We start from the raw sequence: 25,029 nt of genomic DNA, 5'->3' as shown, positions 1-25,029 counted from the left end.
GCCAGCCTCCCCCCTTCGTCCCGCCCGCCCGCGGTCCGGTGCGGCCCGCTCCCGGGCCGCCGGCCGCGCGGCCGGTGCCGCGCGCCCTCGCGCAGCCGCGTCCCGTTCCCAGAGAGGCCGCTTCCCCGTGCCCACCTTCGCCGTACCCGCCCCCGCCGCCCCGCCGCGCCCGGCCGCGCCCGCCGACGGATGGGTCCTGGCCGACAGCGTGATGCTGCGCGTCAACCCCACCCCCGGCCGGCGGCTCGCCGGCCCCGAGCTGCGCACCGCGCTGAGCGCGCTGTCCGAGTCCGAGCAGCGCTGCGCCCGGCTCGCCGACGCCGCCCGCGACAGCCTGTACGAGGCGATCGCGCAGGCCGGAGGCGCCGACCGGCACCGGCTGCTGCACCTGCGCCGGGCCGTCCACAACGACCGCGATCCCGGCCCGGGGCCGTGGCCCGAGCCGCTTCCCGCACCGGTCACCGCCTGGCTGGACGCCGACGGCCGGCGCCGGCTCGCCCGCACCGCCGTACGGGCCGGGCATGCGGCGTTCCTCGCCCAGGAGCGCGCCGCCTTCGCCGAGGCCCTCGGCAGCGAGCCGTTCCTGCTGTCGCTGGCGCTGAACTCCCCGCACGTCCTGGACGCCGTGCAGCGCTACCGCAGGGCCGCGGGCCGCGCCTCCGCCCGCGACCGCAAGTCCGAACGCGGACTGGTCCAGCACTACGCCCGCGCCGTGGTCCGGGTCAGCCCGCTGGCCCGCCTCACCGCCGTCGGCTTCGCCGAGTGGGCCGACGACGGCATCCCGCTCGACCAGGCCCGCTTCCCCCGGCGGGACGCCCGCAGCCTGCTGAGGCTCGACCAGCCGCAGCTGTCCGGCCTGGTCAACGGCATCCTCCAGCACCCCGAGCGGACCACCGCGACGCTGCTGGCCCGCAACCCGATGCTGCGCGTCGAGGGCGACCGGGTCCGCTTCCACCACCACGGCGACGGCCAGGGCCGGATGCTGGCCGCCGAGCTCAACCGCGAGCTGACGGTGCTGCTGCGGCTGGCCGAGATGGGCCCGCTGACGCCGCGGGAGCTGGCCGGGGCCGCCGCCCGGCGCCTGGGCGTCCCCGCCGAGGCCGCCGCCACCCTGGTCGCCGCCGCCGTCCGGGCGCAGATCCTGGTGCCCGCCCCGCTGCTGGACGAGCAGAGCACCGCCCTGCTCGCCGAGGCCGCCGCCGCGCTCGCCCCCGGGCACGGCCGGGCCGCCGCGCTCCTCGACGGCATCGGCGCCGACCTCGCCCGCGCCGCCCGCGGCACGCTGCCCGAACGGGTCGCCGCGCTCAGCCGCATCGAGCGCGGCGGCCGCGAACTCAACACCCTCAGCGCCGTCCCGGTGCGGCTGCGGGTCAACGAGGACCACCTGCTGCCGCCCACCCGGGTCAGCGCCCGCGGCCACGAACGGGCGCTCGGCGAACTGCCCGCCGTCGCCCGCTTCCTGCACCTGTTCGACCGCCACCACGACGTGCGCGCCCTGCTGGTGCGGGCCTTCACGGACCGCTTCGGCGCCGGCGGCCAGGCCCCACTGCTCGACCACGCCCCCGAGCTGGTCGCCGAAGTCCGCTCCCGGCAGCGGGAGTTGGAGAACGACCCGGCCGGCGCCGACGGCGTCCTGGCGCGGCTCCAGCGGGCCCGCGCGCACGCCGAGGCCGCCCTCACCGACCTGCTGGAGCGCTCCCGCGCCGACGGCCTGACCGAGGCCCGCTGCACCGCCGCCGACCTGGCCGCCCTCGCCGACGGCCTGCCCGAGGAGTGCGCCGCCGGCAGCCCCTCGTACGGCCTGCTGATCCAGCCCGCCGGCGCGGGCCGGCTGGTGGTCAACGCCTGCTACCCCGGCTCCGGGCAGCTCACCACCCGCTTCCTGGCCACCGCCGACCGGGACGGGGTCTTCCGCGACCGGCTGCGCGAGCGCCTCCACCGGCTGCACCGCGCGCACGGCGAGCAGCCCGTCGAGGACCACGGCCTGCACGGCAGCAACCTCAACCACCGGCTGCCGCTGCTGGAGCGCCGCCTCACCGCGCGGGACTGGGCCCGGGCCCGGCTCGCCCACGACCCCGCCGCCGACCGGCTGACCCTGCTGGACGGCGACGGCCGGCCGATCCGGGTGCTCTCCCTCGGCATGAAGTGGATCGACGCCCAGCCCGCCCCGCTACTGGTCGCCGCCTGGCTGCACGGGCCCAGCCTGGTCGCCTTCGACCCGGTGGAACGCGCCCACCGCGCCGCCGGCCCGCCCGGCGGCACCGCCCCGACCGCGCACTTCCCCCGGCTGGTGGCCGGCGACTGCGTCCTCCAGCGCCGCCGCTGGTACCCCGGCGAGGACCTGCCCGTACCGTGCTCCCCGGTCGACGAGGTCGCCGACCTGCTCGCCCTCACCGCGTGGCGGGCCCGGCACGACGTGCCCGAGCAGATCGTGGTCAAGACCCCGCTGTGGCGCCTGCCCGGACTCGTACGCCCCGGCGAGGACAGCGCCGCGCCGAGGATCGAGCAGATCATCGCCGCCCGCCGCCGCGAGAAGCCCCAGTACGTGGACCTGGCCAGCGCCCTGATGGTCCGGGTGCTGCCCCGGCTGATGGAACGCCGCCACCGCGGCTACTTCGAGGAGGCGCTGCCGGCGGTGCGCAACGGCGCGCACGCCTTCGAGTGGGCGGTCGAGGTCGACCGGGAGGCGGACCGCTGATGAGGGTCAAACTGCGGCCCGACACCCACTACGCGCCCGTCCCGCAGGGCCTGTACGTCGCCCAGGGCGGCCGCGAGTTCGTCCTCGCCGGCCCGCCCGCCCTGCACGAGCTGATCGACGGCCTGCTCGGCCCGCTCACCGAGGGCGCCGACCTCGACGACCTGGCCGCCGCCACCGGGGACCCGGCCGCCCGCCCGGTCCTCGCCCACGTACTGGGCCGGCTGCTCCACCAGGGCGTGCTGCTCGACCTGGACGCGCTCACCGTCCCCGCCCCCGACCCGCGGACCGCCGCCGAGTACGCCGACGTCCTGGCCCACCTGGAGAGCCGCAGCCCCGACCCCTACCGGGACTTCGCCGCGCTGCGCGCCGCCGCCGTCACCGTCCTCGGCACCGGCCCGGCCGCCCGCACCGCCGTGCGCACCCTGCGCGGCGCGGGCGTCACCGACCTGCCCGCCGAGGACGCCGGGCGGCCCGCCCTCACCCTGCGCTGGGACACCGGCACGGTCACCGTCCACACCGACGAGCGGTACGCCCTGCTCGGTGAGGGCGGCGAGCCCGCCGCCCTCACCGAGCGGATCGCCGCCTGGATGGACGCCCGGCCGCACGAGGCGGCCCCCACCCCGCTCAGCGCCACCCTCGCGGGGTCGCTGGCCGCCCACGCCGCCCTGGACCGGCTGCTCGGCGGCCCCGACCGCCTCGGCCCGCTGCTGATCCACGGCCCGCACCTGACCACCAGCCGGCTCCCCAGCCCGCCGCAGCACCCCGCCCCGGAGTGGACGGCCCTGGCCCCGCCGCCGCAGGACACCACCCCGGCCACCGGCGCCCCCGACACCGTTGTCCCCGACGCCGCCGCCGTCCTCGGCACGCTCGCCCCGCTCACCGCCCCCTGGACCGGGCTGGTCGTCCCCGGCGACGACGGCCCGCTGCCGCAGCTGCCGGTCTCCCTCGCCACCGTCCGCCCGCTCGGCGGCGAGCCGCTCGCCGCCTGGGGCCGCACTCGCGCCGCCGCCGTCCTGGACGCCGTCCTGCACGCCCTGCGCGCCCTCGCCGCCGAGGACCACCCGCCCGGGCCGCACCCCGCCGACGCCGTGCCCGCGGCGGGCAGCAGCCCCACCCGCTTCCTGCTGGACGGCGCGCTGCGCCTGCTGCGGCCCGCCCTCGCCGCACCGGTGCCGGTCGCCTGGGAGGACCTGGACAGTGCCCGGCAGCGCTCGATGTGGAGCGTCCTGGAGGAGTGGTTCCACCGGGACACCACCCTGACCGTCCGCCGGCTCGCCACCACCGGCTGGCATCTGGCCGAAGCCGTCGACGCCACCGGGCACCTGCGCGCCGCCGCCTGGGGAACGGACCGCGGCACCGCGCTAGAGGCCGCCCTCACCGCGGCCGCCGCCCAGGCCCAGGCCGACCCCGGCACCCGGGCCCGGCTCGCCGCCGCCGGACCGGCCACCCCCGTCGAACGGCTCACCGCGGCCCAGGCCGACGACGCGCTCACCCAGCTCGCCGGCCACCTCGCCGAACGCGGCGGCACACTGCGCGCCGTGGCCCGCCGCCACGACCCGGTGCTCGGCCCGCTGCCCGCCACCGCCGGACGGGTGTGGTGCGCGTGACCACCACCGTGCGCCCGGCCCCGCTGCTCGGCCCCGGACTGCCCGCCTCCTGGCCCTGGCAGCACTGGGCCGACACCCTCGGCCCCGCCGTCCTGCTCGCCGCCCGCCGCGGCCACAACGCCGGCTGGGAGCGCGCCGCCCTCGACCGGGCCCGCGCCGAGGACCGCGCCCTGCTGTCCGTGCGGCTCACCGCCCACGAGGTCCTCATCGGCCCATTGTGGACCCCGGCCGGCGGGCGCGGCTGCGCCGGCTGCGCCGAACGCGCCGACCGGGCCCGCGCCCTGGACCCCGAACAGCGCTTCGTCCGCCGCCGCGCCGAACGCGAGACGCCCCCGCCCCGGCCCACCGCCGGCCGCGGGGCCGGGGCCCCGCCGCCCTGGCTGGCCACGGCCGTCGACGCCCTGCTGGCCAACCTCGCCGCCCGCCCCGCCGCGCCCGGCGGGACCACCGCCGTCACCGCGCAGGGCCGGATCAGCCGCCACCGGGTCGCCCGCGACCACGGCTGCCCCGTCTGCGGCGACCCCGCCCCCGCGCTGCTCACCGACCCGGCGCCGCCGCCCGCCCGCCCCACCGCACCCCGGCCCACCCCCGCCGCGCTGCCGCTGCGCGGCCCCGCCGCCCCCTTCGGCCTCGACCCGGCCCGGATGCGCGCCGCCCTCGCCGACCCCCGCTTCGGCCCGATCACCCGCACCACCCGGCACGCCGCCGGCACCTTCCCGATCACCGAGACCGAACTGCTCGCCGGCACCCCCGCCGGAATGGGCCGCGCCGCGTCCTTCCGCGAGGCCGAGGCCGTCTCCGTCCTGGAGGCGTACGAACGCACCGCCGGCTACCCGCACCACGCGCCGATCCTCCCCGGCGCCACCCACCGCGAACTCGGGGACGCGGCCCTCGACCCGATGACCCTCGGCCACCACACCGAGGCCCAACTCGCCTCCCCACACAGCCGGTTGCGCCGCTACACCCCGGACACCCGGCTGGACTGGGTCTGGTCCCACCCGCTGGACGGCGGCCCGCCCCGGCTCGTCCCCGCCGAGATCGGCTTCTTCCGCTACCGCTACGACCTGCGCCCGTACGGCGAAGGCCCCGAGGCCGGACGCAACTGCTTCCTGGAGTCCTCCAGCGGCAGCGCCCTCGGCTCCGGGTACGAGGAGGCCGCCCTGCACGCCCTGCTCGAACTCGCCGAGCGCGACGCGTTCCTGCTGGCCTGGCACCGCGCCCGGCCACTGCCCCGGCTCGACCCGGGCACGATCCGCGACCCCGCCGCCCGGATGATGCTGCGCCTCGCCGACGAGCACGGCTACGAGGTGCACCTGCTGGTCATCACCGACCAGCTCGAACTGCCCACCGTGTGGGCCCTGGCCGTCCACCGCCGCCGCGCCCTGCCCGCCAGCTTCAGCACCGCCGGCTGCCACCCGGACCCGGAACAGGCCGTCCGCGCCGCGCTGTGGGAGCTCACCCAGATGGTCAGCGGCGGCCTGGCCTGGGACCCTGCCGCGTACGAGCACACCGTCGACGACCCCTGGTCGATCCAGACCATCGCCGAGCACTGGCGGCGCTACACCTTCCCGGAGCTGCTGCCCCGGGTGGAGCGCGTCCTCGGCGGGCCGCTCACCACCGCCGCCGAGGCCTTCCCCGACTGGCCGCACCGCCTGGTACGGGCCGCCCGCGGCGACGTCCGCGGCGCCCTCGACCACGTCGCCGGGCTGTACGAGGCGGCCGGTCTGCGGCGCATCCTGATCGTCGACCAGTCCACCCCCGAGCACACCGCGCACGGCATGACCGCCGTCAAGGCCGTGGTGCCCGGCATCGTCCCGATGTGCTTCGGCCACGCCCAGCAACGGCTGGCCGGACTGCCCCGACTACTCGCCACCCTGCACGCCGACGAACGCGACCTGCCCTTCGACCCCCACCCGTTCCCGTGACCGCCCGCCCGGCGCCCGTCGCCCACCCGGCACCCCGCGCCCGCCTCGCATCCGGCGCCAGCCCCGCACCCGGCCCGGCCGAGGCACTCGCCTTCGGTTACCGGCAGGGCCCCGGCAAACGCCTGCTCGGCGAACAGCGGGCCATCGACGACACCGCCCCGACCACCGCCCACCTGCCGCCCCCGCACGCCCTCGGCGCCACCGGCACCCCGCTGCCCGGCGACCTGTACGACCTGCTCGCCGAATCCGCCTTCCCCGGCCCGCTGCACCACGGCGCCGACCCGCTCGGCGCGGCCCTGGCCACCGCCTTCGGCCTGCAACGGCGCGAGCCCGACCACCAGTTCCCCGACCACCGGGGCACCGCCTCCGGCCGGGCCCGCCACCCGGTGCACGCCCTGCTCGGCGGCCCGGGCACCCGCCGCTACCTCGACCCCTACCGGCGGGCCCTGGTCGACCTCACCTCCCCACCGGCCGGCGAGGAGGCCGACGACCGCACCCGGCTGGTGCTCGCCGCCCGCTACTCCGACCTGCCCGCCGCCTACGGCAGCCTGCGCTTCGCGGTCTGCGAGGCCGAACTCGGCGTCAACCTGCGGGCCTGGGCCGTCACCGCGCAGGCCTTCGGCGTGCCCGGCCGCCTGGAGGCCGATCACGCGCCCGCCGAGCGGCTGCTCGCCGCCGCCGGCCCCGGCCGCTGGAGCGCCCCGCTGTCCGTCGCGCTGACCGCCCACCGACCCGGCCCCGGCCGGCCGCTGCCCGGCTGCGCCCCCGCCCCCGCCGACCGCGCCCGCTTCACCGCCGCCGACCCCGACGCCGAGGACTGCCGGGCCCTCAGCCGCTGCCGCACCAGCACCCCGGCCGGCCCGCTGACCGGCCTCCCGGCCTTCGCCGACACGCCCGGCCCCAGCTGGGCCGACGTCCTGTGGCGGCGCTCGGCCGGCCGGGTGCCCGGCCGCCGGTACGGCTTCGCCCTGCGCCCGGCGCCCGTCGCCGAACGCGCCCTGCGCGACCTGCTGGCCTGGGCCGCCGTCCCGCCGCCCGACGCCGTGACGGCCCGCGTCGCCGAACGGATCCGCCGCACCGTGGTCCTCCAGGGCGTCGCCGGCCTGCCCGACGGCGCCTACCGCCTCACCGGCGGCCGGCTCACCGCGCACCGGCCCGGCCCCGGCCTGCCCGCCCGCCTCGAACCCGGCTTCGCACGGCCCGACGCCCCGGACACCGGCATCGCCCTGCGGCACGCCTGCGTCCTGTACGTCCACAGTGCCGAAACCGGCGCGCTGATCGAGGAGTTCGGCCCCGCCGCGCTCGCCCTCGCCGCCCAGTGGTGCGGCTGGGCCGCGCACGGCCTGTGCCTGGCCGCCGCCGCCCACGGACTGATCGCCCGGCCGGCCCGCTCCTACGACGAACACCACCTACAGCCCCTGCTGGGGCTCGACCGCAAGGAGGTCCCGGTCTTCATGACTGTCTGCGGCACCCCCCGGTACACCGGGCCGCTCTGGGACCTGCGCGGATGACCGGCGAACAGCGCTGGCACAGCTGGCACCTGCACGTCCCCACCGCGGACCCGGCGGCGGTCGAACAGGTCCTGCTGACGTGCGTGCCCGGCGCGCTGCGCCTCGCCGGACCGGCCGCCGACGGCACGCCGCGCCCCTGGTTCTACCTCCGCTACTGGCAGCACGGACCGCACCTGCGGCTGCGCGTCGCCGACCTGACCGAGCAGCGGGCAGCGCAGGTGGAGGCCGAACTGGCGCGCGGCCTCGCGGAGATCGAGGCCGCGCTGCCCGCCGACGGCCGCCTCACCCCCGCCCGCTACGCGGAGCTCGCCGCCCCGCTCGCCGCCCTCGGCGAGTACGGCACCAGCCTGCCGGCCGGTGAACTGCTCGCCCCCGGCGTCCACCGGGCCGACTACCGGCCCGAGGTGGACCGCTACGGCGGCCCGGACGCGATGGCCGCCGCCGAGCAGCTGTTCCACGTCTCCAGCGTGGTCTGCCTGCGCGCCTGCGCCGCCCGGGCCGGGCGCTCCGGCCGCGCCCGGACCCTGCTGGACGGCCTCGAACTGCTCGCCGCCGCCCTGCCCGCCTGGCCCGACCGCGAGGAGTTCCTGCACGCCAACACGGCGGGCTGGCGGGCCCTGCTGGACACCCCGCCGCCCGATCCGGCCACCCTCGACGCCAAGGCCGAGGCGCTGCGGCCCTGCGCGTCCGCCCTGCGGCGGCTCGCCGCCGGCGAGGCCAACCGCTGGTCCCCGCTCACCCGCCGGCTCGCCGCCGCCACCGCCGCCCTCAGCGGGGAACTCGGCCCCGGCCGCGCCCGGCAGATCCTCGCCTCCCACCTGCACATGGCCCACAACCGGCTCGGCCTCGGCCTCGCCGCGGAGTCCCAGCTGGCCGGAATCCTACTGCGCCTGGCCGTTATTGACCATGCGTCAGGACTGCCGGTCGCCACCGGGCGAACCTAGACTGGGCCCGCCGAACCCGGAGACGTCCGGTGCCGGCCCCCCGACTCAGAGGCCCGTTCTCCGCCTGCGCAGCAGCACGTGAGCACCGAGCGCTCACGAGGCAGAAAGGTGTCACATGACCCTGTCCTCCAGTGGAGTCGTGCAGCCGGCGCAGTCCACGACTGCCCGAACCTCCACGCCGGGCCGCGCGGCGGCGGACCGGTCCCCCCGGTACGAGAGCGCCACCGGAAGACGCGCGGTCGGCGCCACCCTGGCCGACCTGCTGCGCGGCGCCCGCACGGCGGTGATCTGGCAGCGCGGCCCCGGCGAGAGCGCCCTCGACCTGTGGGACTTCACGCTCGCCTGGCACGACCTCGACCGCCGCGCCCTGTTCGACCCGCAGTCCCTGGACAGCTGCCGCGAGCAGCTGACCGGGCACCCGCTCGCAGAACACGTCCGGGTCGCCGAGGCCGGCGGCGAACTCGACCGGCAGCTCGACGCCGTCCTGGTGGTGGACCGCCGGGTCGCCGCGCTGTTGCCCCGGGCCGCCGAGAGCGAGCCGCCCACCCTGGTGATCGGGGACACCGGGGTCGCCGAGGCGGTGGCCGCCGCCTTCGACCTGGTCTGGCGCTCCGCCCGCTGCCTGCGGCCCGCCAACCCGATCGACGAGATGCTGGAGAGCAACCTGAAACGCGAGATCATCCGCAGGCTGGCCGGCGGCGAGAAGGACGAGACCATCGCCCGCAGCCTCAACGTGTCCCTGCGCACCTGTCGCCGCCACATCGCCGACATCATGAGCGCCACCGACGCGGTCAGCCGCTTCCAGGCCGGCTTCCGGATCGGCCAGGACACCCGGGTGGTGGCGTGGTGAGCGGAGCCGAGCCCGGCGGCGTCCGCCTGGAGCGGGTCGAGAAGGCGTTCGGCGAGGTCCGCGCCGTGGACGGGATCAGCCTCGACCTGCGGCCCGGCCGCCTCACCGCCCTGCTCGGCCCCAACGGCGCGGGCAAGACCACCGTCATGGACCTGCTCCTCGGCCTGCAGAGCCCCGACCGGGGCACCGTCACCGTCCTCGGCGGCACCCCGGCCGAGGCCGCCGCCCGCGGCGAGGTCGGCGCGGTCCTCCAGGACGGCGGCCTGCTCCACGACCTCACCGTGACGGAGACGCTGCGTTACGTCTCCTCGCTGCACCGGGCCCCGCTGCCGCTCGCCGAAGCGCTCGAACTGGCCGGCCTCCAGGCGGTCGCCCGGCGCCGGGTCGGGGCCTGCTCCGGCGGCGAGCGCCGGCGGCTGCACTTCGCGCTGGCCCTGCTCGGCCGCCCCCGCCTGCTGGTCCTCGACGAGCCCACCGCGGGCCTGGACGTCACCGGCCGCCGCCAGTTCTGGGACGCCGTCGCCCGGATCCCCGGCCGCCCCACCGTCCTGTTCGCCACCCACCAGCTCGACGAGGCCGAACAGTACGCCGAGCGCGTGGTCGTGATGGCCCGCGGCCGGATCGCCGCCGACGGCACCCCCGCCGAGATCCGCGGCCACGCCGCGGGCCGGGTGGTCCGCGCCCACTGGCCGGACGCCGACCTGGACGCGCTGCGCGCGCTGCCCGCCGTCGGCCGGGTCGAGCAGCACGGCCCGACCGTCACCGTCCGCACCCAGGACTCCGACCTGGTGGTGCGTCACCTCGCCACCACGGCCGCCCGCGAGATCGAGGTGACCTCCTCCGGCCTGGAGGAGGCGTTCCTCGCCCTCGCCGCGGCCGTCCCCCCGCCGGCCCGTACCCAGGACTGAGAGGCACCCGTGTCCCTGCCGCTTTCCGCCGGATCACCGCTGCGCGGCTGCAACCGGACCGTGCTCGCCCTGGAGGTCCGCCGGGTGCTGCGCAACGTGCGCACCGTGGTGCTGGTGGTCGCGATGCCGACGTCCTTCTTCCTGCTCTACGGACTGCCCAGCCGGGCGTCGGGCGGGCGGCCGCTGGCCCAGGTGATGGTCAGCATGGCCGCGTACGGCGCGATGGTCGGCGCGGCCGGCTGCGGCGCCGGCATCGCGGTGGAGCGCGCCGCGGGCTGGCAGCGCCAGCTGCGGCTCACCCCGATGCGCCCGCTCGGCCAGGTCGCCGTCAAGGCGGTCACCGCGATGGTGCTCGGACTCCTGTCCGTGGCCGCCGAGTTCGCGCTCGGCGCGGCCTTCGGCGTCCGGCTCGGCTGGGGCCGGTGGCTGCTCGCCGCCGCCGCGGCCTGGCTGCCCGCGCTGCTGTTCGCCGTCCTCGGGCTGCTCTGCGGGCTGCTGCTGCCCTCCGAGAACGTGATGCAGCTGGCCGGTCCCGGCCTCGCCCTGCTCGCCGTCTTCGGCGGCCTGTTCATCCCGCTCGACGTGCTGCCCCGGATGCTGCGCGACCTGGCCCCGTTCACCCCGGCGTACGGCTCGGGCGCGCTCGCCCGGGCGGCGGTGTCCGGCGGCGAGGTGCTGGTGCCGGTGGTCGGCCTGGCCGTCTGGACGGTCCTGTTCGGGGCGCTCGCGGTGTGGCGGCTGCGCCGTGACATCCGCCGGATCTGACGCCGGGCCATGCCTGGTCCTGGTCTGACGTCAGGGCATGCCCGGCCTGACGCCGGGGCGGGCCGACCGGCTCGACGGCCGGCCCGCCCGGCGGCTCACAGCGGCTCGCCGCTCTCCCAGAGCATCGCGGCCAGGTGGTGGACGATCTGCGCGGTCGAGCGCTCCGTCACCTCCAGCACGTCGTCCGGGCCGGCCGAGGCCTCCCCCGCCGCGCCCAGCAGCACGGCGGCGTCCGTCAGCAGCATCGGCTGCACCGGGCCCGACACCGCCCGCAGCGCCACGCCCGCCCGCTGGAGGCCGTCCAGCGCGGCCCACTCCGCGGCCCCCTCCGGCCGCCACGGCCGCTTGCCCCCGAGCAGCAGCCGCACGTCCCTGCCCCGCCGCGCGCTGTCGGCGAGCACTCCGGCCAGCAGCCCCAGCCAGCAGCGCCGACCTGGCTCGCTGTCCGCCGGCTCCGCCAGCAGCACCCGCTGCCGGGCCCGCAGCACGGCCGCGGTCACCTGCCGGGCCGCGGTCACCTGCTGGGGAGCCGCGTCGTCGCAGGCCCCCGGTTTGCGCGCCTCCGGCGCGCCGAAGGCGGTCTCCAGGGACCGCGCCCAGCTGTAGGTGGCCTCGACGAGTTCTCCGGTCCGATCGGGTGAGATCACGGAACCCCCTCTGCTTTCTGTGAAGGCCTCCACGAGTCCTCCACCGGAATTATGCAGAGCCGGAGCGATCATATGAGCGAATGTCAGGGATTCCTATCTGATGAATGGTAAAGGGTGTTTGATGACATGCACACGCAAGCGCGTGGTTCGTCCGCTCCGCCCCTTTTACCCGCACCCGGGCGCGCGTCGACGCGGCCGGCTTCCCGCAACCATACCGGCGACGGTCAGGACAGCAGCTGCGCGGGGACGTCGGTGGCCCGGGTGAACACCGACACCGGGTGCTGGGTGTCGCAGTACTTGTTGCCGGTGGAGACCACGCCGATCACCACACCGCCGACCACCAGCGGCCCGCCCGAGTCCCCCTTGCAGACGCTGTCGGTCGTACCGGCCCTGGGCAGAGCGCAGACCTTGAGCAGCGGGGAGTCCCCGGGCGACGTGTACGGGTCGCAGGAGGCCGGCGGAGCCAGCGTCAGCTGGGCCTGCTTGAGGCGGGTGCCGGGCCCGTCCGGGCCGGTGCGCCCGAACCCCAGCAGCGTGGCCGTGCGGCCGTAGCCGTAGAGCGCCGCGTCCCCCCGGCGCGCCACCCGCACCGGTGTCTGCGGCAGCGGACGGTCCAGGGTGAGGACGGCGGAGTCGTGCTCCAGGCCGGCGGTGTAGCGCGGGTCGACCCGGTAGGCCTTCACCCGGCGCACCTGCCCGCCGGAACCGGTCAGGTCGGTCCGGCCGGCGATCACCCGCAGGGAGCCCGGGTCGCCCGACTCCGCCACGCAGTGGCCCGCGGTGAGCACCTTGGTCGGCGCGATCAGCGCGCCGGTGCACCACTGCTCGCCCTCGGCGGTCTCCAGGGCCACGACGAACGGGTGGGAGCGGGTCGTGGTGTCCGACCCGCCGTGGACGGCGGCGGCCGGGGCGGCTCCGGCGGCCAGCAGGCCGGCGGCCGCCAGCAGGACGGCGATCGGGCGTCGGTTCGAAAGGCGCATGGCAGGGATTCCTCTGGGTCGGGTGGTGCGGGACAGGGCGTCGGCCGCAGGTGGCCGCGGTGGCCACGGCCCGCCGGCCGGGCGGCCCCGGCTCGGTGCCGGTCGCCGCCGGACCGAACACTGCCCCACGATCCGTCCCGTCCGCCGCCACCACCGGGCGATCCGGAACGCCGGAACGGCCGCGCCCCCTCTGACCTGCGCGTTCGACGCGCCCTGGAACGCCGGGACGGGACAGCGCACCCGCCGGCCCGCCGCCTCCCACGGTGCGCCCGACGCCCGGCCGGCACCGGACAGGCATGCGTCCCGCGGATCGGGACACACGAGCGGGCGGGAACCGATCGCCCATCGAAGGGAGCCGTCCGTGACCGACGTCAAGCGCCTGCCCGGAGCGTCCGAACACCACTGGTCCTGGCAGCTGAGGGGTGCCTGCCGGACCGTCGACAGCAGCGTCTTCTTCCACCCGACCAACGAGCGCGGCGTCCAGGCGGCGCAGCGCGAGCGGGCGGCGAAGGCGGTGTGCGCCCAGTGCCCGGTCCTGCTGGAGTGCCGCCGGTACGCCATCGCGGCCCGCGAGCCCTACGGCGTGTGGGGCGGCCTGACCGAGGACGAGCGCCGCGCCCTGCTCGGCAGGCGCCGCCCGTCCTCCCGTTCGGCCGCATGAAGCGGCCGAACGGCAGTGCGCCGCTTCCGGAAGCGGATCGCGGTGGCACTGCCGGCCCCTCGGCTTGCGGAAGTCCTCCCCCGAACTACGCTGGTGCGACAGGATCGGTCGGACACGACCTGACGTTCGCTCGCCCGTGACATCCAGCCCGCACCGGGCCGCTGAGAGGTCGGTCATGGACAGATGTGAGGCTTTCCCGGACCAGCACAAGGCCTTCCTGAAGGAAGCCGTACGGCTGGCCCACGAATCCGTCGAGAACGGCTGGGGCGGTCCCTTCGGTGCCGTGCTCACCCGGGAGGGGAAGATCGTCGCGCTCGGCCAGAACCGGGTGCTGCTCACCGGAGACCCCACCGCGCACGCCGAGGTGGAGGCCATCCGCAAGGCGAGCCAGATCCTCAACCCGGAGTCACCCTCCATTTCCGAGGACCGCCAGAACGAGTCGACCCTCCAGTACGTCCCACGGGACCCCGGATCCTGCGACCCGGTGCCGGAGCGCGCCCGGATGCTCAAAGGGTGCTCCATCTACGTCAGCGGCGCACCGTGCCCCATGTGCATGAGCGCCATCTACTGGGCCCGGATCGACAGCGTCTACTTCTGCTGCTCCCTGGAGGACACCCGCGGGATCGGGTTCGACGACTCCTTCCAGTACGAGGACTTCGAGAAGCCCTACGGGGATCGACGGATCCTCATCAAGCAGCTCCACCGCAAGCTCGGCCTGCGCGCGTACAAGGCGTGGATGCGCAAGCCGGACCACCACTACTACTGAGGCCGGCGCCGTCCGGGCGGGTGGTCTCCGGACGGCACGGGCCTCGCGCCGAGTGCGGAAGCTCCACCGGTGGCGGCGGGGATGCGCTCCAGTGTCTTGGGCCGCACCGGCGCGCCCCGAGACCGGAGCCGGGCGCCGACGCGGCCCAGGACGCCTGCGGCCACGGCGGTCACGGCGGCGAGGCGGAGGGCGGTGCGCGGCCCAATCATCCTGTCCCCCTGGGGAGTTGGCGCTGCCTTCCGCGCCCCCGGCTGCCGCCGAACCCGGGCCGAAGGCGCTCCTCGCGCACGAATCCGCATACGGCCGGGAGCAGTTCGGGGGCCGCCGCCCCGGGCGGAGCGGAGGACGCCGCCAGGGCCGTGTCGCCCGTCATGCGCCGGCTCGGTGCCGGGGCTGCCGACGGGAGGCGTGGTTCCTCCTCCTCCGCTGCCGAGTGGCGGCCGGTGGACGGGGCGGGGTCACGCGGAGGGGGACCACAGGGCCGAGAATCCGCCGCCGGCGGTACGGCGAGGTGCGCCCGGCAGGGCGGGGGCCGCACTCGCGGTCGTGGCCGCAGCGGCCTGTGCCCCGTCAACGGGTTCCGATAGGTTGACGGATACCCGACAGCAGGGCAGGGGAGGGCCGCCGTGACCATCGAGGACCGCACCGACCGGTACTGGGAGCAGCTCATCCGGGACAGCCCTCCCGAGGCGCTCGTGGCCGCGGCCGTCGGCGGCGGGCAGCGACTGGACGTGGACGGGGCCGTCCTCCTGGTGCAACACCTGTTGCAGCTGCGGCAGTTCGATGCGGCGGACCGAGTGCTCGCGACGGCCGCGGCCGACGGGGACCCCGCCGTGCGAGGGGCGGGCCAGGTCGGCGTGGCCTGGCGGGAGCTGATGCGGGGCGGGGAGCGCCGGGCCCGGGCCGCGCTGCGCAGGGCGCAGGCCTGCGGCGATGGGGACGTGGCGGAGGAGGTGCGGTTCGCCCAGGCGGTGTTCCTGGCCCTGGCGGGCGACGTGGCGCGGTCCTCGGCCCTGCTGCGGCCCTGCCTGGCGTCGCCACGTCCTCGGGTGGCGGCCGACGCGAGCCTGGAACTCGGCTTCCTGCTGGTGCGCACCGCGGCGGGGCGGGCCGAGGGCCTGCGACTGCTGGAGGCGGCCCTCGCGAGCGGCTTCGGCTACCTCGCGGCGCGGGCCGCCGTGGAGCTGGCCGAACAGGTGCTGGAGACGGCCCCGGTGCCGCTGCCCGCCGCCGACCGCGAGCGGGTGGTGTCGCTGCTGGAGCAGGCCCGCGCCTCCGGCTACCCGGCGGTGCTGGCCAAGGCGGAGCTGCTGCTGGGGCTGACGCACTGGGAGCGGCGCGAGCACGACCGGGCCCGGGAGCTGTGGCTGGCCGCCCTGCGACGGGAGCTGCCCGACTCCAGCGTCCGGGCCGGTATCCGGTTCGCCCAGGCGTGCGTCGAGGACGGCGGCCCGGGACCGCTGGTGGCCGCCCAGGAGCTGGCGCACTCGCTGCGGGCCGAGCCGGCCACCGCCGCGGACAAGCTGGTGAACGCGGCGCTCGCCGGCCGCCGGCCGCTCCAGGTGGCGATCGCACTCGCGCTGGTCGACGCCGAGAAGTCCCCGGACCGGGTGCTGCGACGCGCCGCCAAGCGGGCGCTGCGCCGCTTCTGACCGGCCCTCACGGACCGGGGGCCGGGGACCCCCGCGACACCCCGCGGGTGCCGTCGACCGCCGCCCGGTGCGGACGCCGCGAGGCGCCCGCACCGGAGCGTGCGAAGGCGCTCAGCCGACCCGCAGGAGGACCTTCGCGCCGATGCCGGCGCGCAGCGAACGGAGCGCGTCGACGACGCCGTCCACCGACGCCTCCTGCACCCAGCCGGTGGTGTCGTAGACCCCGTCGGCCATGGCCGCGATGACGGCGTCGAACTCCTCGGGCCGGTATCCGACCGCGCCGACGATCTCCGTCTCGGCCATCATCAGCTGCGTGGGCTGGAACTGCATCGGCTGCTCGTGCAGCGCGGGCACCACCAGCCGCCCGCCGGGGACGAGGGACGCCAGGGCGGAGGTGACCGCCGCTCCCGCGCCCGCGGCGTCCACCGCGACGTCCACGCCCCGGCCGTCGGTGAGCGAGGCGACGGCACCGGCGAGGTCCTCGTTCACCGGGTCGACGACCCGCGCGCCCAGGCCCGCGATGATCGCCCGGCGGTCCGCGCTCGGCTCCGACACCAGCACCCGCTCCACCCCGCGGGCCCTGAGCGCGAACCAGGCGCCGATCCCGATCGGTCCGGCCCCCGCGATCAGCGCCGTACCGCCCGCCTCGACGCCGCTGCGCGCGACGGCGTGCCAGCCCACCGCCATCGGCTCGACGAGCGCGCCCAGCCGCAGGTCCACGCCCTCCGGCAGCACGTGCAGCAGCGACGCGTCGAACGTGGAGAACTCGGCCAGGCCGCCGCCCTCCATGTTCGACCCGAGCGACCCCATCAGCCGGCAGGAGAAGGGCAGGCCCCTGCGGCACGCCGCGCACTCCCCGCAGGAGACCGCCAGCGGGTAGACGGCGCCGCGGTCGCCGACCTTCACGTCCGTCACGCCCTCGCCGACCTCGACGACGGTGCCGGAGAACTCGTGGCCGAGGATCTGCGGCAGGGTGGCACCGGTCAGGGGGTGCGGCTGGTTCAGGTCGAACGGCAGCGACTCGGGGTGGAAGAAGAAGTGGAGGTCGGAGCCGCAGATGCCGGCGAACGCGTTGCGCAGCTTCACCTGCCCGGGACCGGGGCTGGGCTCCGGGACCTCCTCGACGCGGACGTCTTCCCTGCCGTGGAACCGTGCTGCCTTCATGCTTCGCCTTTCCTGGACTTTCCGAGCCGGCCGGGATCGCCGGCCGTCGACCGTCAGCCGCTCCGCCCTCGGGGCCGGACGGCGGCGCGCCGGGACGCCGGGCGTCGAAGTGCCCTCGTCCCGCGCCACACGCGGTCGCGCTGTCCGTCCCATCGTCGTCGGGCCCGCAGGCCGCGGACCACCGCCGAACGCGGCGGATTCCGACGGCCCCGCCCGCCATCCGCGCGCCCGCGCACCCACCTCCCCGGCGCACTCCCCGGTCTTCGGCGGACTCGGCGGTAGGGTCGCGGCGTACCTGAGGGAGCGAAGATGCACGAACTCATCGGCCGGATCGGCACGCTGGACCCACGAGCGGCCGAGGCCCTCAAGGTGGTCTCCTACTTCGACACGCTGATCACCGCCGACGTCGGCCTGGACGGGCTCCTGCGCGGGGCCGCCGCCCTGTCCGGCACCGTCGCCGGGGCCGAACGGCACGGCCGCACCAGCCGGCGCGACCCGGACGGCCGGCTCCTGGACGGCACCACCGGCCGGGAGCCCCGCTCCCCCGTCCGCCCGTGCGCGAGCGGCAGCGTCTGGCTGGAACGGGACGGGCCCGCGCACGCCGACGACGCGATCATCGTCGAGCGCCTCGCCTTCGCGGTCGAACTCCTCGAACGGCGCCGCGACCCGGGCAGCGCCCTGGAGATCGGCATCGACGCGGCCCGCACGCTCGACGACCGCACGACGGCCCTGGCCCGGCTGCGCCTCGCTCCGGACACCCGGATCCGGCTGATCGCGACCACCGTCGACGAAAAGGTCCCCGACAGGCCCACCGCCGTCCTGCCGACCCGCTACGGGATCCTGCGCGCGGCCCTCGACACGACGGGCAAGGTGCCGCTCACGGGCCGGGCCGGCCTGGGCCCGTGGGTACGGGCCGACCGGGCCCCGGCGTCGTGGGACGGCGCCGTGATCGCCCTGCGGCTGACCGCGCCCGCCACCCCCGTCGTCGACGCGACGGACCTCGGCGCCATGCTCATGCTCGCCCAGGCCCACGACCCCCACGCCCCGCACGACGACGTCCGGGCCCTGATGCGCCTGGACGACCGCTCGGCCACGGTCCTGCGCGTGCTCGTGGAATCCGACAGCCTCCGCGCCGCCGCCGCGGAACTCGGCATGCACCACTCCACCCTCCAGGCCCGGCACGAGGCGCTGACGCGCGACCTCGGCTACGACCCGCGCACGACCACCGGCCGGATGCGCTACATCGCGGCCGCCCTCCTCCAGCGCCTCACCGACCCGGCCCCGGGAGCGGTCCGCCCGGGCTGAGCCACGGTCGCTCTGCCGCTGCCAGAGAGCAACCGCTCCCGCTCCCACGCACCCGATCCGACCGCCATCCACGAGGACGGCGAGGCCCTCCCGCAACCGGGATGACCGGCCTGGTCGCCCACCGGGCCCACCCGCATCCACCGGGCGTGGTCCGGGTGCGAACCGAGAAACGGCCGGGGGTGGGCGGGGTGTGAGCGGAGGGCAGTAGGGTGCGGCGCTGACAGGTTGACCGAGTGTCGGCAGAAGGACAGAGAGGCGCGAGGAACCCGGCGTGACGTACGGAGACCAAAGCTCTTTCCCGCAGGCCCCCTTCCAGCAGGGCCCCTTCCAGCGGCCGCGACCGGCCGCAGTGCCGCTGTGGCAGCGCTTCCAGGGCGAGGAGTGGCCGACCCTGCGGGAGTTGCTGGCGCCCGCGCGGGGGGTGGTCCGCTGGTGGGCCCTGGTGCCGCTGCTGTTCTGCCTGTGGCCGTTCCTGATCCTCCTGGGGCTCTATCCGATGGCCAGATCGGCACGGCGGCTGGCACGACGGGTGTTCATCGTGCCCGGGCCCCAGGGGATCACCGACGAGGTGGTGCTGCGGGTGCAGCGGATACGGGGGTGGCTGGCGCTCGGGGCGGCGGCCGTGGTGCTGGTCGTGTACGGAACGGCGGACGACTGGGACCAGCTCGACGACCAGTTCGAGACCCGGCTGACGGTCACGCCGCTGCTGGTGCTGGTGACCGCGCCGGTGGTGGTCGGGGTCCTGTTCCGGCTCGCCGGGCCGGCCGCGCGCCCGGCCATGCGGGCGCAGGTGCGGCCGGCGGTCCTGATGGCCCTGCAGTACCTGGGCGCGTGCACGGCGGTGCCGGTGCTGCTGTGGCTCGCCAGTCAGGCGCGGGGCTCGGTCCAGAGGCTCTTCCTCGGGCCGCTGTTCGACCTGCTGGTCCTGGCGTTGCCGATCTGGGTGCTGCTGTTCGTGGCCTTCGCCTCGCCGACAGTGGTGCGCACCGCCTTCACCATGGACCGGGTGCACCCGGTGTTCCCGCCCATCCTGACCGGCGTCCTGGTCTGGGAACTCGCCGCGACCGGACTGCTGTTCGGCGGCCTGCCGCCCGGTCCGCTGCCCGTCCAACTGGGTGCGGTGGTCGGCGGCCCCGCGACGGTGACCGCCGTGTCGTGGTGGGAGGTGCACCGGCTCCGGACGCGCTTCGGCGTCTCCCTGCGCGGGCGGGCGACGGCCGGAAGCGGACGGTAGCGGGGCCGGCGGCGGTCAGGGAGCCAGGACGCGCGCCCGGTGCGGCCGCCCCCTCCGGGCCGGGCGCGCCCGGGAGATCGGGCGGACAATCGACGGCATGGGCGGAGACGACCAGTTCGACACCCTCGGTGACATGTACGAGGAGATGTTCCTCCTGCCGTGGCGCAGGCACCTGGAGTCGTTCAGCGTGTTCGCCGCGCTGGGAGCGGTCGCCGGCCGGAGTGTCCTGGACATCGGGTGCGGGACGGGCCTGTACAGCCGGGAGCTCAAGCGGCGCGGCGCGGCGCGGGTGGTCGGGTACGACGTCTCGGGCGGCATGCTCGACATCGCGCGGCACGCCGAACGCACCGAGCCGCTGGGCATCGAGTACACCGAGCGGAGCGACCTCCTGGACGACGGTGCCTTCGACGCGTGCGTGGCCGTGTACGTCCTGCCGTACGCGGAGGACTACGGAGCACTGCTGTCCCTGTGCGCCCTGGCCTCACGGGCCCTGCGCCGGGGAGGCCGGTTCGTCACCCTGCCGGTGAACCCGGACTTCCACGGCGACCGCGCCTACTACGAGCGCTACGGCCTGCGCCTGGTGGAGACCGAGTCGCGCCACGATGCCTCACGGGTGACCCTGGAACTGTGCTTCGGCCGCTACGACGAACGGGTCACCGCACGGTACTGGAGCCGGGCCACCCTGGAACGGGCCCTGCGGGAGGCGGGCTTCGCCTCGCTCTCCTGGCCCGCCTTCCGGGTCTCCGAGGAAGGAACGGCCCGCCACGGCGAGGACTTCTGGAAGCCGTACCTCGCCTGCCCGCATGCGGCACTCATCACCTGCACCCGAGCCTGACCCCCGAACCGGACACCACCCCGAGCCGGGGTATCCCGGAGCCCGGCTCACGAGCCCGACCCCGACCCCAGAGGCACCACCATGGCGACCACACCACGGGTCCACCGCCGCCCCGGGCCGATCGAGGCGGACGTCCCGTCGTCCCCCGCGCAGGTCGACCCCGCGCAGTGGGACCTGCTGATCGGCCCGGACAACTTCTACAACAGCCACGCCTGGGTGCGCGCGCTGGAACTGGCCCACGGCGACACCGGCGCGGTCACCGCCGCGTCCGGCAGCCGGCTGCTGGGCGCCCTGTCCGTCTGGCCCGGTGAGAACGACGAACCCGGGCTGTTCCACCTGCCCACGCTGCTCCCGGACCTGGCGGCCGCCCGGTCCGCGCGATGGCTGTGGCTGGGAGCCCGGCGCTCGACGTACAACGAACTGGTCTGCACCCGCGGCGAGGAACGCGACCGCACCCTGGAGGTCCTGCTGGAAGCGGCACTGCGGCTGGCACGCGACCGCGGCCTCGCCGGCGTCGTCACGCCGTACCTGAGCGCCGACGATGCCCGGGAGATCGCCCGCAGGCACCCCCGTGCCAGCGTCCTGCTGCACGACGCGGACGCCAACGTCGCCGTCCCGGCCGGCGGCTGGCACGAGCACCTGGCGCGGATGAGCCAGCCCGACCGCACCCGCCGCCGGGCCGAACGGCGCGCCTGCGAGCGCGGCGGAACGGCCGTCGTGTGGCGGCCCCTGGCCCACGGGGACGTGGCCCGGCAGGCCGCGGCCCTGGTGACGCAGACCCGCGCCCGGTACGGCGGCACCGCCGACCCCGCCTGGATGCTCCGCTCCTTCGCGGCCCAGGCCACGACGGGAGTGCTGGACCGGGCCGTCGGCTGCTTCGCCGTCCGTGACGGCCGCCCCGTCGCCGTCACCGTCTGCTACGCCCACCAGGACCGGCTCTACGCCCGCTACTTCGGCTTCGACTACCGCGCCGCCCAGCCCCAGGGCGAGTACTTCGTGCTCTGCTACCAGGCCCCCGTCGACTACGCGGCCGCCGGCGGCTTCCGCCGCTACCGCCTGGCCGTCTCCGCCTGGCAGATCAAGATCCGGCAAGGCGCCGTGCTCTCCCCGCTGGCCGCCGTCGTCCTGCCCCTGCACGGGCGGCTCTGCGACCGGCCGACGGCGGCCCGGCACAACGCCCGGACCGCCCGGCTCTGGACCCGCCGGTGCGCCTCCCGCCCCTGGGCCCTGACACCCGAGTGGAACGACTGGGCCCAGGACGGCCCCGACGCTCCCGCGCCCGGCTGACCACCGCCGACGCCGGAAGGAGACCCGCCGTGCTGCACCTGGTCTACCTGATCCAGCCCACGCCGGCCGCGGAAGCGGACCCCCACGCCTTCTGGGACTGGGTCCGCGCCCGCGAGTCCTGGTACTACGACGGACTCGACACCGTCCTGCGCACCCGGTGGGCGGTACGCACCGTCGGCACCCACGTCCACACCATCGAACACACCGTCAGCTTCGCCGACGAAGCCGACTGGGGCCGCTACCGCCGCCAGGTCGCCGAACGCGGCCGCGACCCCGTCTGGGAACGCCGCCGCACCGAGCAGACCCACTGGTGGACCCTGCTGGACGCCACCCTGCTCAGCGACCCCCCGGTCCCCCTCGGCTTCGACCGCACCCCCGCACCGGGACGCACCCCGTGACCGGCCCCGACGAACTCCTCCGCCGCAGCGGGCACCTGCTCGCCCACGCCCGGTTCATGACCCTGGCCACCACCGACGGCGCCGAACCGTGGGCCTCCACCGTCAACTTCGTGCCGCTGCGCGCCCCCGGCTCCCCCTTGCGGCTGCTCTACTACTCGCTGCGCACCGCCCTGCACTCCCGCAACATCGACCACCACCCCCGCGTCGCGGGCTCGCTCTACCTGACCGGCCTGCCCGGACTCGGCCTGGACGGGGCGCAGTTCACCGGCACCTGCCACGCCATCGGCGACCGGGGCGTGACCGAACACCACCGTCTCTACTACGAGTTGAACTTTCCCGACCCCGCCGTACGGAGCCAATGGCTCCTGCCCGCATCCGACTTCCGGGGCCCGGGGCCCCGCCGCTTCTACACCGTCGAGATCGACCGCTGGTGGCTGCTGGACATCGACCGCTGGCTCCTCGACAAGCACGACCAGCGCATCGAGGTCCCCCTCCACGCCCTCACCGGGCCCGGCTGAGCCACCCGGAGCACCGCCGCCCTCCCGCCGTCACCCGCGGCGGTGGCCTCCCGGCGGTGCGGGGGCGTCCCGCGCACCGCCGCTTCTACCGTTCGCCGCATGTCGCCGCACGCCGTCCGCGCGGCCAAGGAATCGAGGATCACATGACGTCGGCTGTGAAGAGCCAGAAGTTCAACGCCCTGTTCGACTGGTTCGACCTGAACGGGGACGGACAGCTGTCGCAGGAAGACCTGCGCGGCACGGCCGAGGTGTTCGCCCGGACCGCGACCAGGGACGACCAAGCCACCGTCCAGGCCCTCCACGACGCCTTCGCGCGCTGGTGGGACGTCCTGGTGGAGCACGGGGACACCGACGGCGACGGACAGGTCTCGCGCCAGGAGTTCCTCACCGTCATGAAGGCCGACGTGACCACGCCCGCCCACTTCGAGAGCACGGTGCTGGCGATCGCCGACGCCCTGTTGAACGCCTACGACACCAACGGCGACGGTGTCCTCAGCAAGGAGGAGTACGTCCACATGTACGAGCAGCTGGGCGTGCCCCGCGCGCACTCCGAGCAGGCGTTCCCACGGCTGGACCGGGACGGGAACGGGGTGATCAGCCTCGACGAGTTCCGCGAGGCGATCATCGAGTTCTACCTCAGCGACGACCCCGCCGCGCCGGGCAACTTCCTGCTCGGACCGATCGGCTGACGGCCGGCAGCGGGCGACGGCGGCTTCCGGCTGGGCAGCCGCAATAACCCGTGGTCACCCCACGCGCCGACGACGACAATGATCCGGTGACGAGAGCCGACACCACGCCGACGCCCGTCGTCCTCGGCATCGACGACCTCCGGCCGCTTCCCCGGGCCACGCGGATCGCCCGCACGAGCCGCGAGGGCGTCCGGCTCCTGGAGGAGCACCGCGACGGCTTCATCGACGAGCTGTGGCTGGACCACGACCTCGGCGGCGACGACACCGTCATGCCGGTGGTGACCCTCCTGGAGCAGGCCTCCTTCGACGGGCGGCCCTTCCGGATCGGAACGGTCTTCGTCCACAGCGCCAACCCCGTCGGCGCCGCGAGCGTCGTCCGGTCGCTCGCCCGCTGGAACTACCGCGTCCAGCGGGCGACGGCGCCGACCGACGCGCCTCCGCCGACCGGCACCCCTCCCCCGTGGGGTGAATCCCCGGTTCCGCCACGAGCGACGCGTCTCACAGACCAGCCGGCCTCGGCCGCCGATCACGGGTAGGTGGGGAGGGGCCACCGGCCGACTCGCGTCGGCTCGAGTTGAAGCGTGATACCAGTCACGCTTTCGACTCGGACGGCCAGTCCGGCCAGCGCCTGATCGAACTCGGCGGATGTAACTCCTCCGTGGGCCGTGACTGTGAGGGTCCGGCGTTCCGAACAGCGCACCCCATCGGCTATCGGCTGCCCGGGACAGCAGCCGGCGAACTCCAGGAGCCATCCGGCGCTGGCCCGGAGTTCGCCGTCGCTGTCCCGGTGGACCGGGCATCCGAGGGTGGACCAGCGCGCGGCCTGGCCGTCCGTGACGCGCGGGTTGAGGAAGACGGAACCGACCTGCCGGGCATCCGGGCCCTTCGAGTCGAGGAGCAGGCCGCGCCGGCTCCGGTTGGCGAGCACGGCGGCAGTGACCTCCGGTACCGGTGGACGCGCGCCGATCGAGGCTCCCAGTTCAGCCGCGAGCGGCCGGTAGGAGATCGGCGCAGCCGTTGAGCGGGTCAGGCGGAATGTGACAGTGAGAATGGTCCAACGGCCGGGGGTCTCCTTGAAAAGGCTGCTCCGGTGCCGCAGGAGGCAGTCCTGCGCCGAGACGGTCCGCAGGCAGGCCACCCCCCAATCCCAGACCAAGACGCTCGCGAGCGTGTCGGATACCTGCTGGCCGTACGCACCGGCGTTCTGGACCGGGGCCGCGCCGACCGTGCCCGGTATACCAGCCAGGCATTCGATTCCCGCCAGCTGCTCGGCGCCGGCCCACTGGACGAGGTCGGCGAGCGGATGGCCGGCCTGCGCGGTGACGGCCACCGTGACGTCGTCGAGCTTCGTCGTCGTGATGCCACGGGTGTTCATGACCAGGACGGTGCCTGGGTGGCCGGCGTCCGCCCCGATCACGTTGCTGCCGTGCCCCAGGACGACGAGTCCGCGCTGCTCCCGGGTGTCGATCGCGTGAGCGGCATGGTGCCAGTCGCCGGGGTCGGTGAGGTGCAGGACGGTCCCGGCGGGCCCGCCGAGCCGAAGGGTGGTCAGTGAAGCGAGCATGGCCTGGGACACGGTGTTGTCCTCTCAGAGGGCGTTCGATAGGGGAATCCCCCCAACTGTCCGGCTTCCAATGGCGCGGCACGGACTCGGTTCCAGGATCTCGTAGCGGCCGGGCCCGCGT

At 76.0% G+C, this 25,029-nt stretch carries 23 protein-coding genes; 19 read left to right on the top strand and 4 right to left on the bottom strand.

The annotated features are described in order from the left end of the window. Positions 1-127 precede the first annotated feature (127 nt). From ACZ55U_RS33865 to ACZ55U_RS33830, 8 genes are all read left to right on the top strand, one after another. Positions 128-2,698 (top strand): lantibiotic dehydratase, encoded by a 2,571-nt coding sequence (locus tag ACZ55U_RS33865; protein WP_465532468.1) that lies wholly within the window; start codon positions 128-130, stop codon positions 2,696-2,698. Then, entirely contained in the window at positions 2,698-4,305 is a 1,608-nt protein-coding gene (locus ACZ55U_RS33860) for a hypothetical protein (protein ID WP_465532466.1), read from the top strand. Before ACZ55U_RS33865 ends, ACZ55U_RS33860 begins: the two co-directional genes overlap by 1 nt. After that, entirely contained in the window at positions 4,302-6,230 is a 1,929-nt protein-coding gene (locus ACZ55U_RS33855) for a TOMM precursor leader peptide-binding protein (RefSeq protein ID WP_465532464.1), read from the top strand. Before ACZ55U_RS33860 ends, ACZ55U_RS33855 begins: the two co-directional genes overlap by 4 nt. Then, the gene (locus tag ACZ55U_RS33850; RefSeq protein WP_465532462.1) at positions 6,227-7,741 is read left to right on the top strand and encodes a nitroreductase family protein; all 1,515 of its coding nucleotides are present in this window, start codon (positions 6,227-6,229) and stop codon (positions 7,739-7,741) included. The genes ACZ55U_RS33855 and ACZ55U_RS33850 overlap by 4 nt, the downstream gene beginning before the upstream one ends. Next, a complete protein-coding gene (locus ACZ55U_RS33845) occupies positions 7,738-8,685 on the top strand; it encodes a thiopeptide-type bacteriocin biosynthesis protein (protein ID WP_465532460.1) in 948 nt (315 codons plus the stop codon). The genes ACZ55U_RS33850 and ACZ55U_RS33845 overlap by 4 nt, the downstream gene beginning before the upstream one ends. Positions 8,686-8,800: 115 nt before the next feature. Beyond that, a complete protein-coding gene (locus tag ACZ55U_RS33840) occupies positions 8,801-9,535 on the top strand; it encodes a hypothetical protein (RefSeq protein ID WP_465532458.1) in 735 nt (244 codons plus the stop codon). After that, positions 9,532-10,443: an ABC transporter ATP-binding protein gene (locus ACZ55U_RS33835; RefSeq protein WP_465532456.1), complete on the top strand. Its 912-nt coding sequence runs from the start codon at positions 9,532-9,534 to the stop codon at positions 10,441-10,443. The genes ACZ55U_RS33840 and ACZ55U_RS33835 overlap by 4 nt, the downstream gene beginning before the upstream one ends. A gap of 9 nt (positions 10,444-10,452) precedes the next feature. Further along, positions 10,453-11,208 carry an ABC transporter permease gene (locus ACZ55U_RS33830; RefSeq protein WP_465532454.1) on the top strand — a complete coding sequence of 252 codons (756 nt, stop codon included), beginning with the start codon at positions 10,453-10,455 and terminating at the stop codon, positions 11,206-11,208. 95 nt (positions 11,209-11,303) lie between these two features. Here ACZ55U_RS33830 and ACZ55U_RS33825 read toward each other — a convergent pair whose 3' ends face one another. Then, positions 11,304-11,855: a phospholipase D-like domain-containing protein gene (locus ACZ55U_RS33825; protein ID WP_465532452.1), complete on the bottom strand. Its 552-nt coding sequence runs from the start codon at positions 11,853-11,855 to the stop codon at positions 11,304-11,306. Between the two features lie 224 nt (positions 11,856-12,079). Further along, positions 12,080-12,835, bottom strand: a complete 756-nt coding sequence (locus tag ACZ55U_RS33820; RefSeq protein WP_465532450.1) for a S1 family peptidase — start codon at positions 12,833-12,835, stop codon at positions 12,080-12,082. Positions 12,836-13,196: 361 nt separating this feature from the next. Between ACZ55U_RS33820 and ACZ55U_RS33815 the strand changes: the two genes are divergently transcribed. From ACZ55U_RS33815 to ACZ55U_RS33805, 3 genes are all read left to right on the top strand, one after another. Further along, complete coding sequence (locus ACZ55U_RS33815; RefSeq protein WP_465532448.1) at positions 13,197-13,496, top strand: WhiB family transcriptional regulator; 300 nt, start codon at positions 13,197-13,199, stop codon at positions 13,494-13,496. A gap of 175 nt (positions 13,497-13,671) precedes the next feature. Beyond that, a complete protein-coding gene (locus ACZ55U_RS33810; RefSeq protein WP_465532446.1) occupies positions 13,672-14,262 on the top strand; it encodes a nucleoside deaminase in 591 nt (196 codons plus the stop codon). Between the two features lie 626 nt (positions 14,263-14,888). Further along, positions 14,889-15,914 carry a hypothetical protein gene (locus tag ACZ55U_RS33805; protein WP_465532444.1) on the top strand — a complete coding sequence of 342 codons (1,026 nt, stop codon included), beginning with the start codon at positions 14,889-14,891 and terminating at the stop codon, positions 15,912-15,914. 111 nt (positions 15,915-16,025) lie between these two features. Here the strand turns inward: ACZ55U_RS33805 and ACZ55U_RS33800 are convergent, their stop codons facing one another. Continuing rightward, the gene (locus tag ACZ55U_RS33800; RefSeq protein WP_465532442.1) at positions 16,026-17,078 is read right to left on the bottom strand and encodes an alcohol dehydrogenase catalytic domain-containing protein; all 1,053 of its coding nucleotides are present in this window, start codon (positions 17,076-17,078) and stop codon (positions 16,026-16,028) included. 309 nt (positions 17,079-17,387) lie between these two features. Between ACZ55U_RS33800 and ACZ55U_RS33795 the strand changes: the two genes are divergently transcribed. The 8 genes from ACZ55U_RS33795 (at position 17,388) to ACZ55U_RS33760 (ending at position 23,880) form a co-directional block, all read left to right on the top strand. Then, a complete protein-coding gene (locus ACZ55U_RS33795) occupies positions 17,388-18,383 on the top strand; it encodes a hypothetical protein (protein WP_465532440.1) in 996 nt (331 codons plus the stop codon). 271 nt (positions 18,384-18,654) lie between these two features. Further along, a complete protein-coding gene (locus ACZ55U_RS33790; protein ID WP_465532438.1) occupies positions 18,655-19,617 on the top strand; it encodes a hypothetical protein in 963 nt (320 codons plus the stop codon). Positions 19,618-19,714: 97 nt separating this feature from the next. Beyond that, the gene (locus ACZ55U_RS33785) at positions 19,715-20,452 is read left to right on the top strand and encodes a class I SAM-dependent methyltransferase (protein ID WP_465532436.1); all 738 of its coding nucleotides are present in this window, start codon (positions 19,715-19,717) and stop codon (positions 20,450-20,452) included. Positions 20,453-20,533: 81 nt separating this feature from the next. Continuing rightward, positions 20,534-21,739, top strand: a complete 1,206-nt coding sequence (locus tag ACZ55U_RS33780) for a GNAT family N-acetyltransferase (protein ID WP_465532434.1) — start codon at positions 20,534-20,536, stop codon at positions 21,737-21,739. A 29-nt stretch (positions 21,740-21,768) separates the two neighbouring features. Continuing rightward, entirely contained in the window at positions 21,769-22,137 is a 369-nt protein-coding gene (locus ACZ55U_RS33775) for a hypothetical protein (protein WP_465532432.1), read from the top strand. Continuing rightward, positions 22,134-22,655, top strand: coding sequence for a pyridoxamine 5'-phosphate oxidase family protein (locus tag ACZ55U_RS33770; RefSeq protein ID WP_465532430.1), 522 nt, complete (start codon positions 22,134-22,136; stop codon positions 22,653-22,655). The genes ACZ55U_RS33775 and ACZ55U_RS33770 overlap by 4 nt, the downstream gene beginning before the upstream one ends. Positions 22,656-22,798: 143 nt before the next feature. Then, positions 22,799-23,344, top strand: coding sequence for an EF-hand domain-containing protein (locus ACZ55U_RS33765; protein ID WP_465532428.1), 546 nt, complete (start codon positions 22,799-22,801; stop codon positions 23,342-23,344). An 86-nt stretch (positions 23,345-23,430) separates the two neighbouring features. Continuing rightward, positions 23,431-23,880 carry a cyclic-phosphate processing receiver domain-containing protein gene (locus tag ACZ55U_RS33760; protein ID WP_465532426.1) on the top strand — a complete coding sequence of 150 codons (450 nt, stop codon included), beginning with the start codon at positions 23,431-23,433 and terminating at the stop codon, positions 23,878-23,880. Here ACZ55U_RS33760 and ACZ55U_RS33755 read toward each other — a convergent pair. After that, positions 23,871-24,920 carry a UDP-N-acetylmuramate dehydrogenase gene (locus ACZ55U_RS33755; RefSeq protein WP_465532424.1) on the bottom strand — a complete coding sequence of 350 codons (1,050 nt, stop codon included), beginning with the start codon at positions 24,918-24,920 and terminating at the stop codon, positions 23,871-23,873. The two genes, ACZ55U_RS33760 and ACZ55U_RS33755, sit on opposite strands and share 10 nt — an antisense overlap. Between the last annotated feature and the right edge of the window lie 109 nt (positions 24,921-25,029).

This window comes from Kitasatospora sp. NPDC034533 (assembly GCF_055575155.1).
Note: the sequence above shows the minus strand (reverse complement) of the source record. Positions and strands in the feature narration are given on the sequence as shown.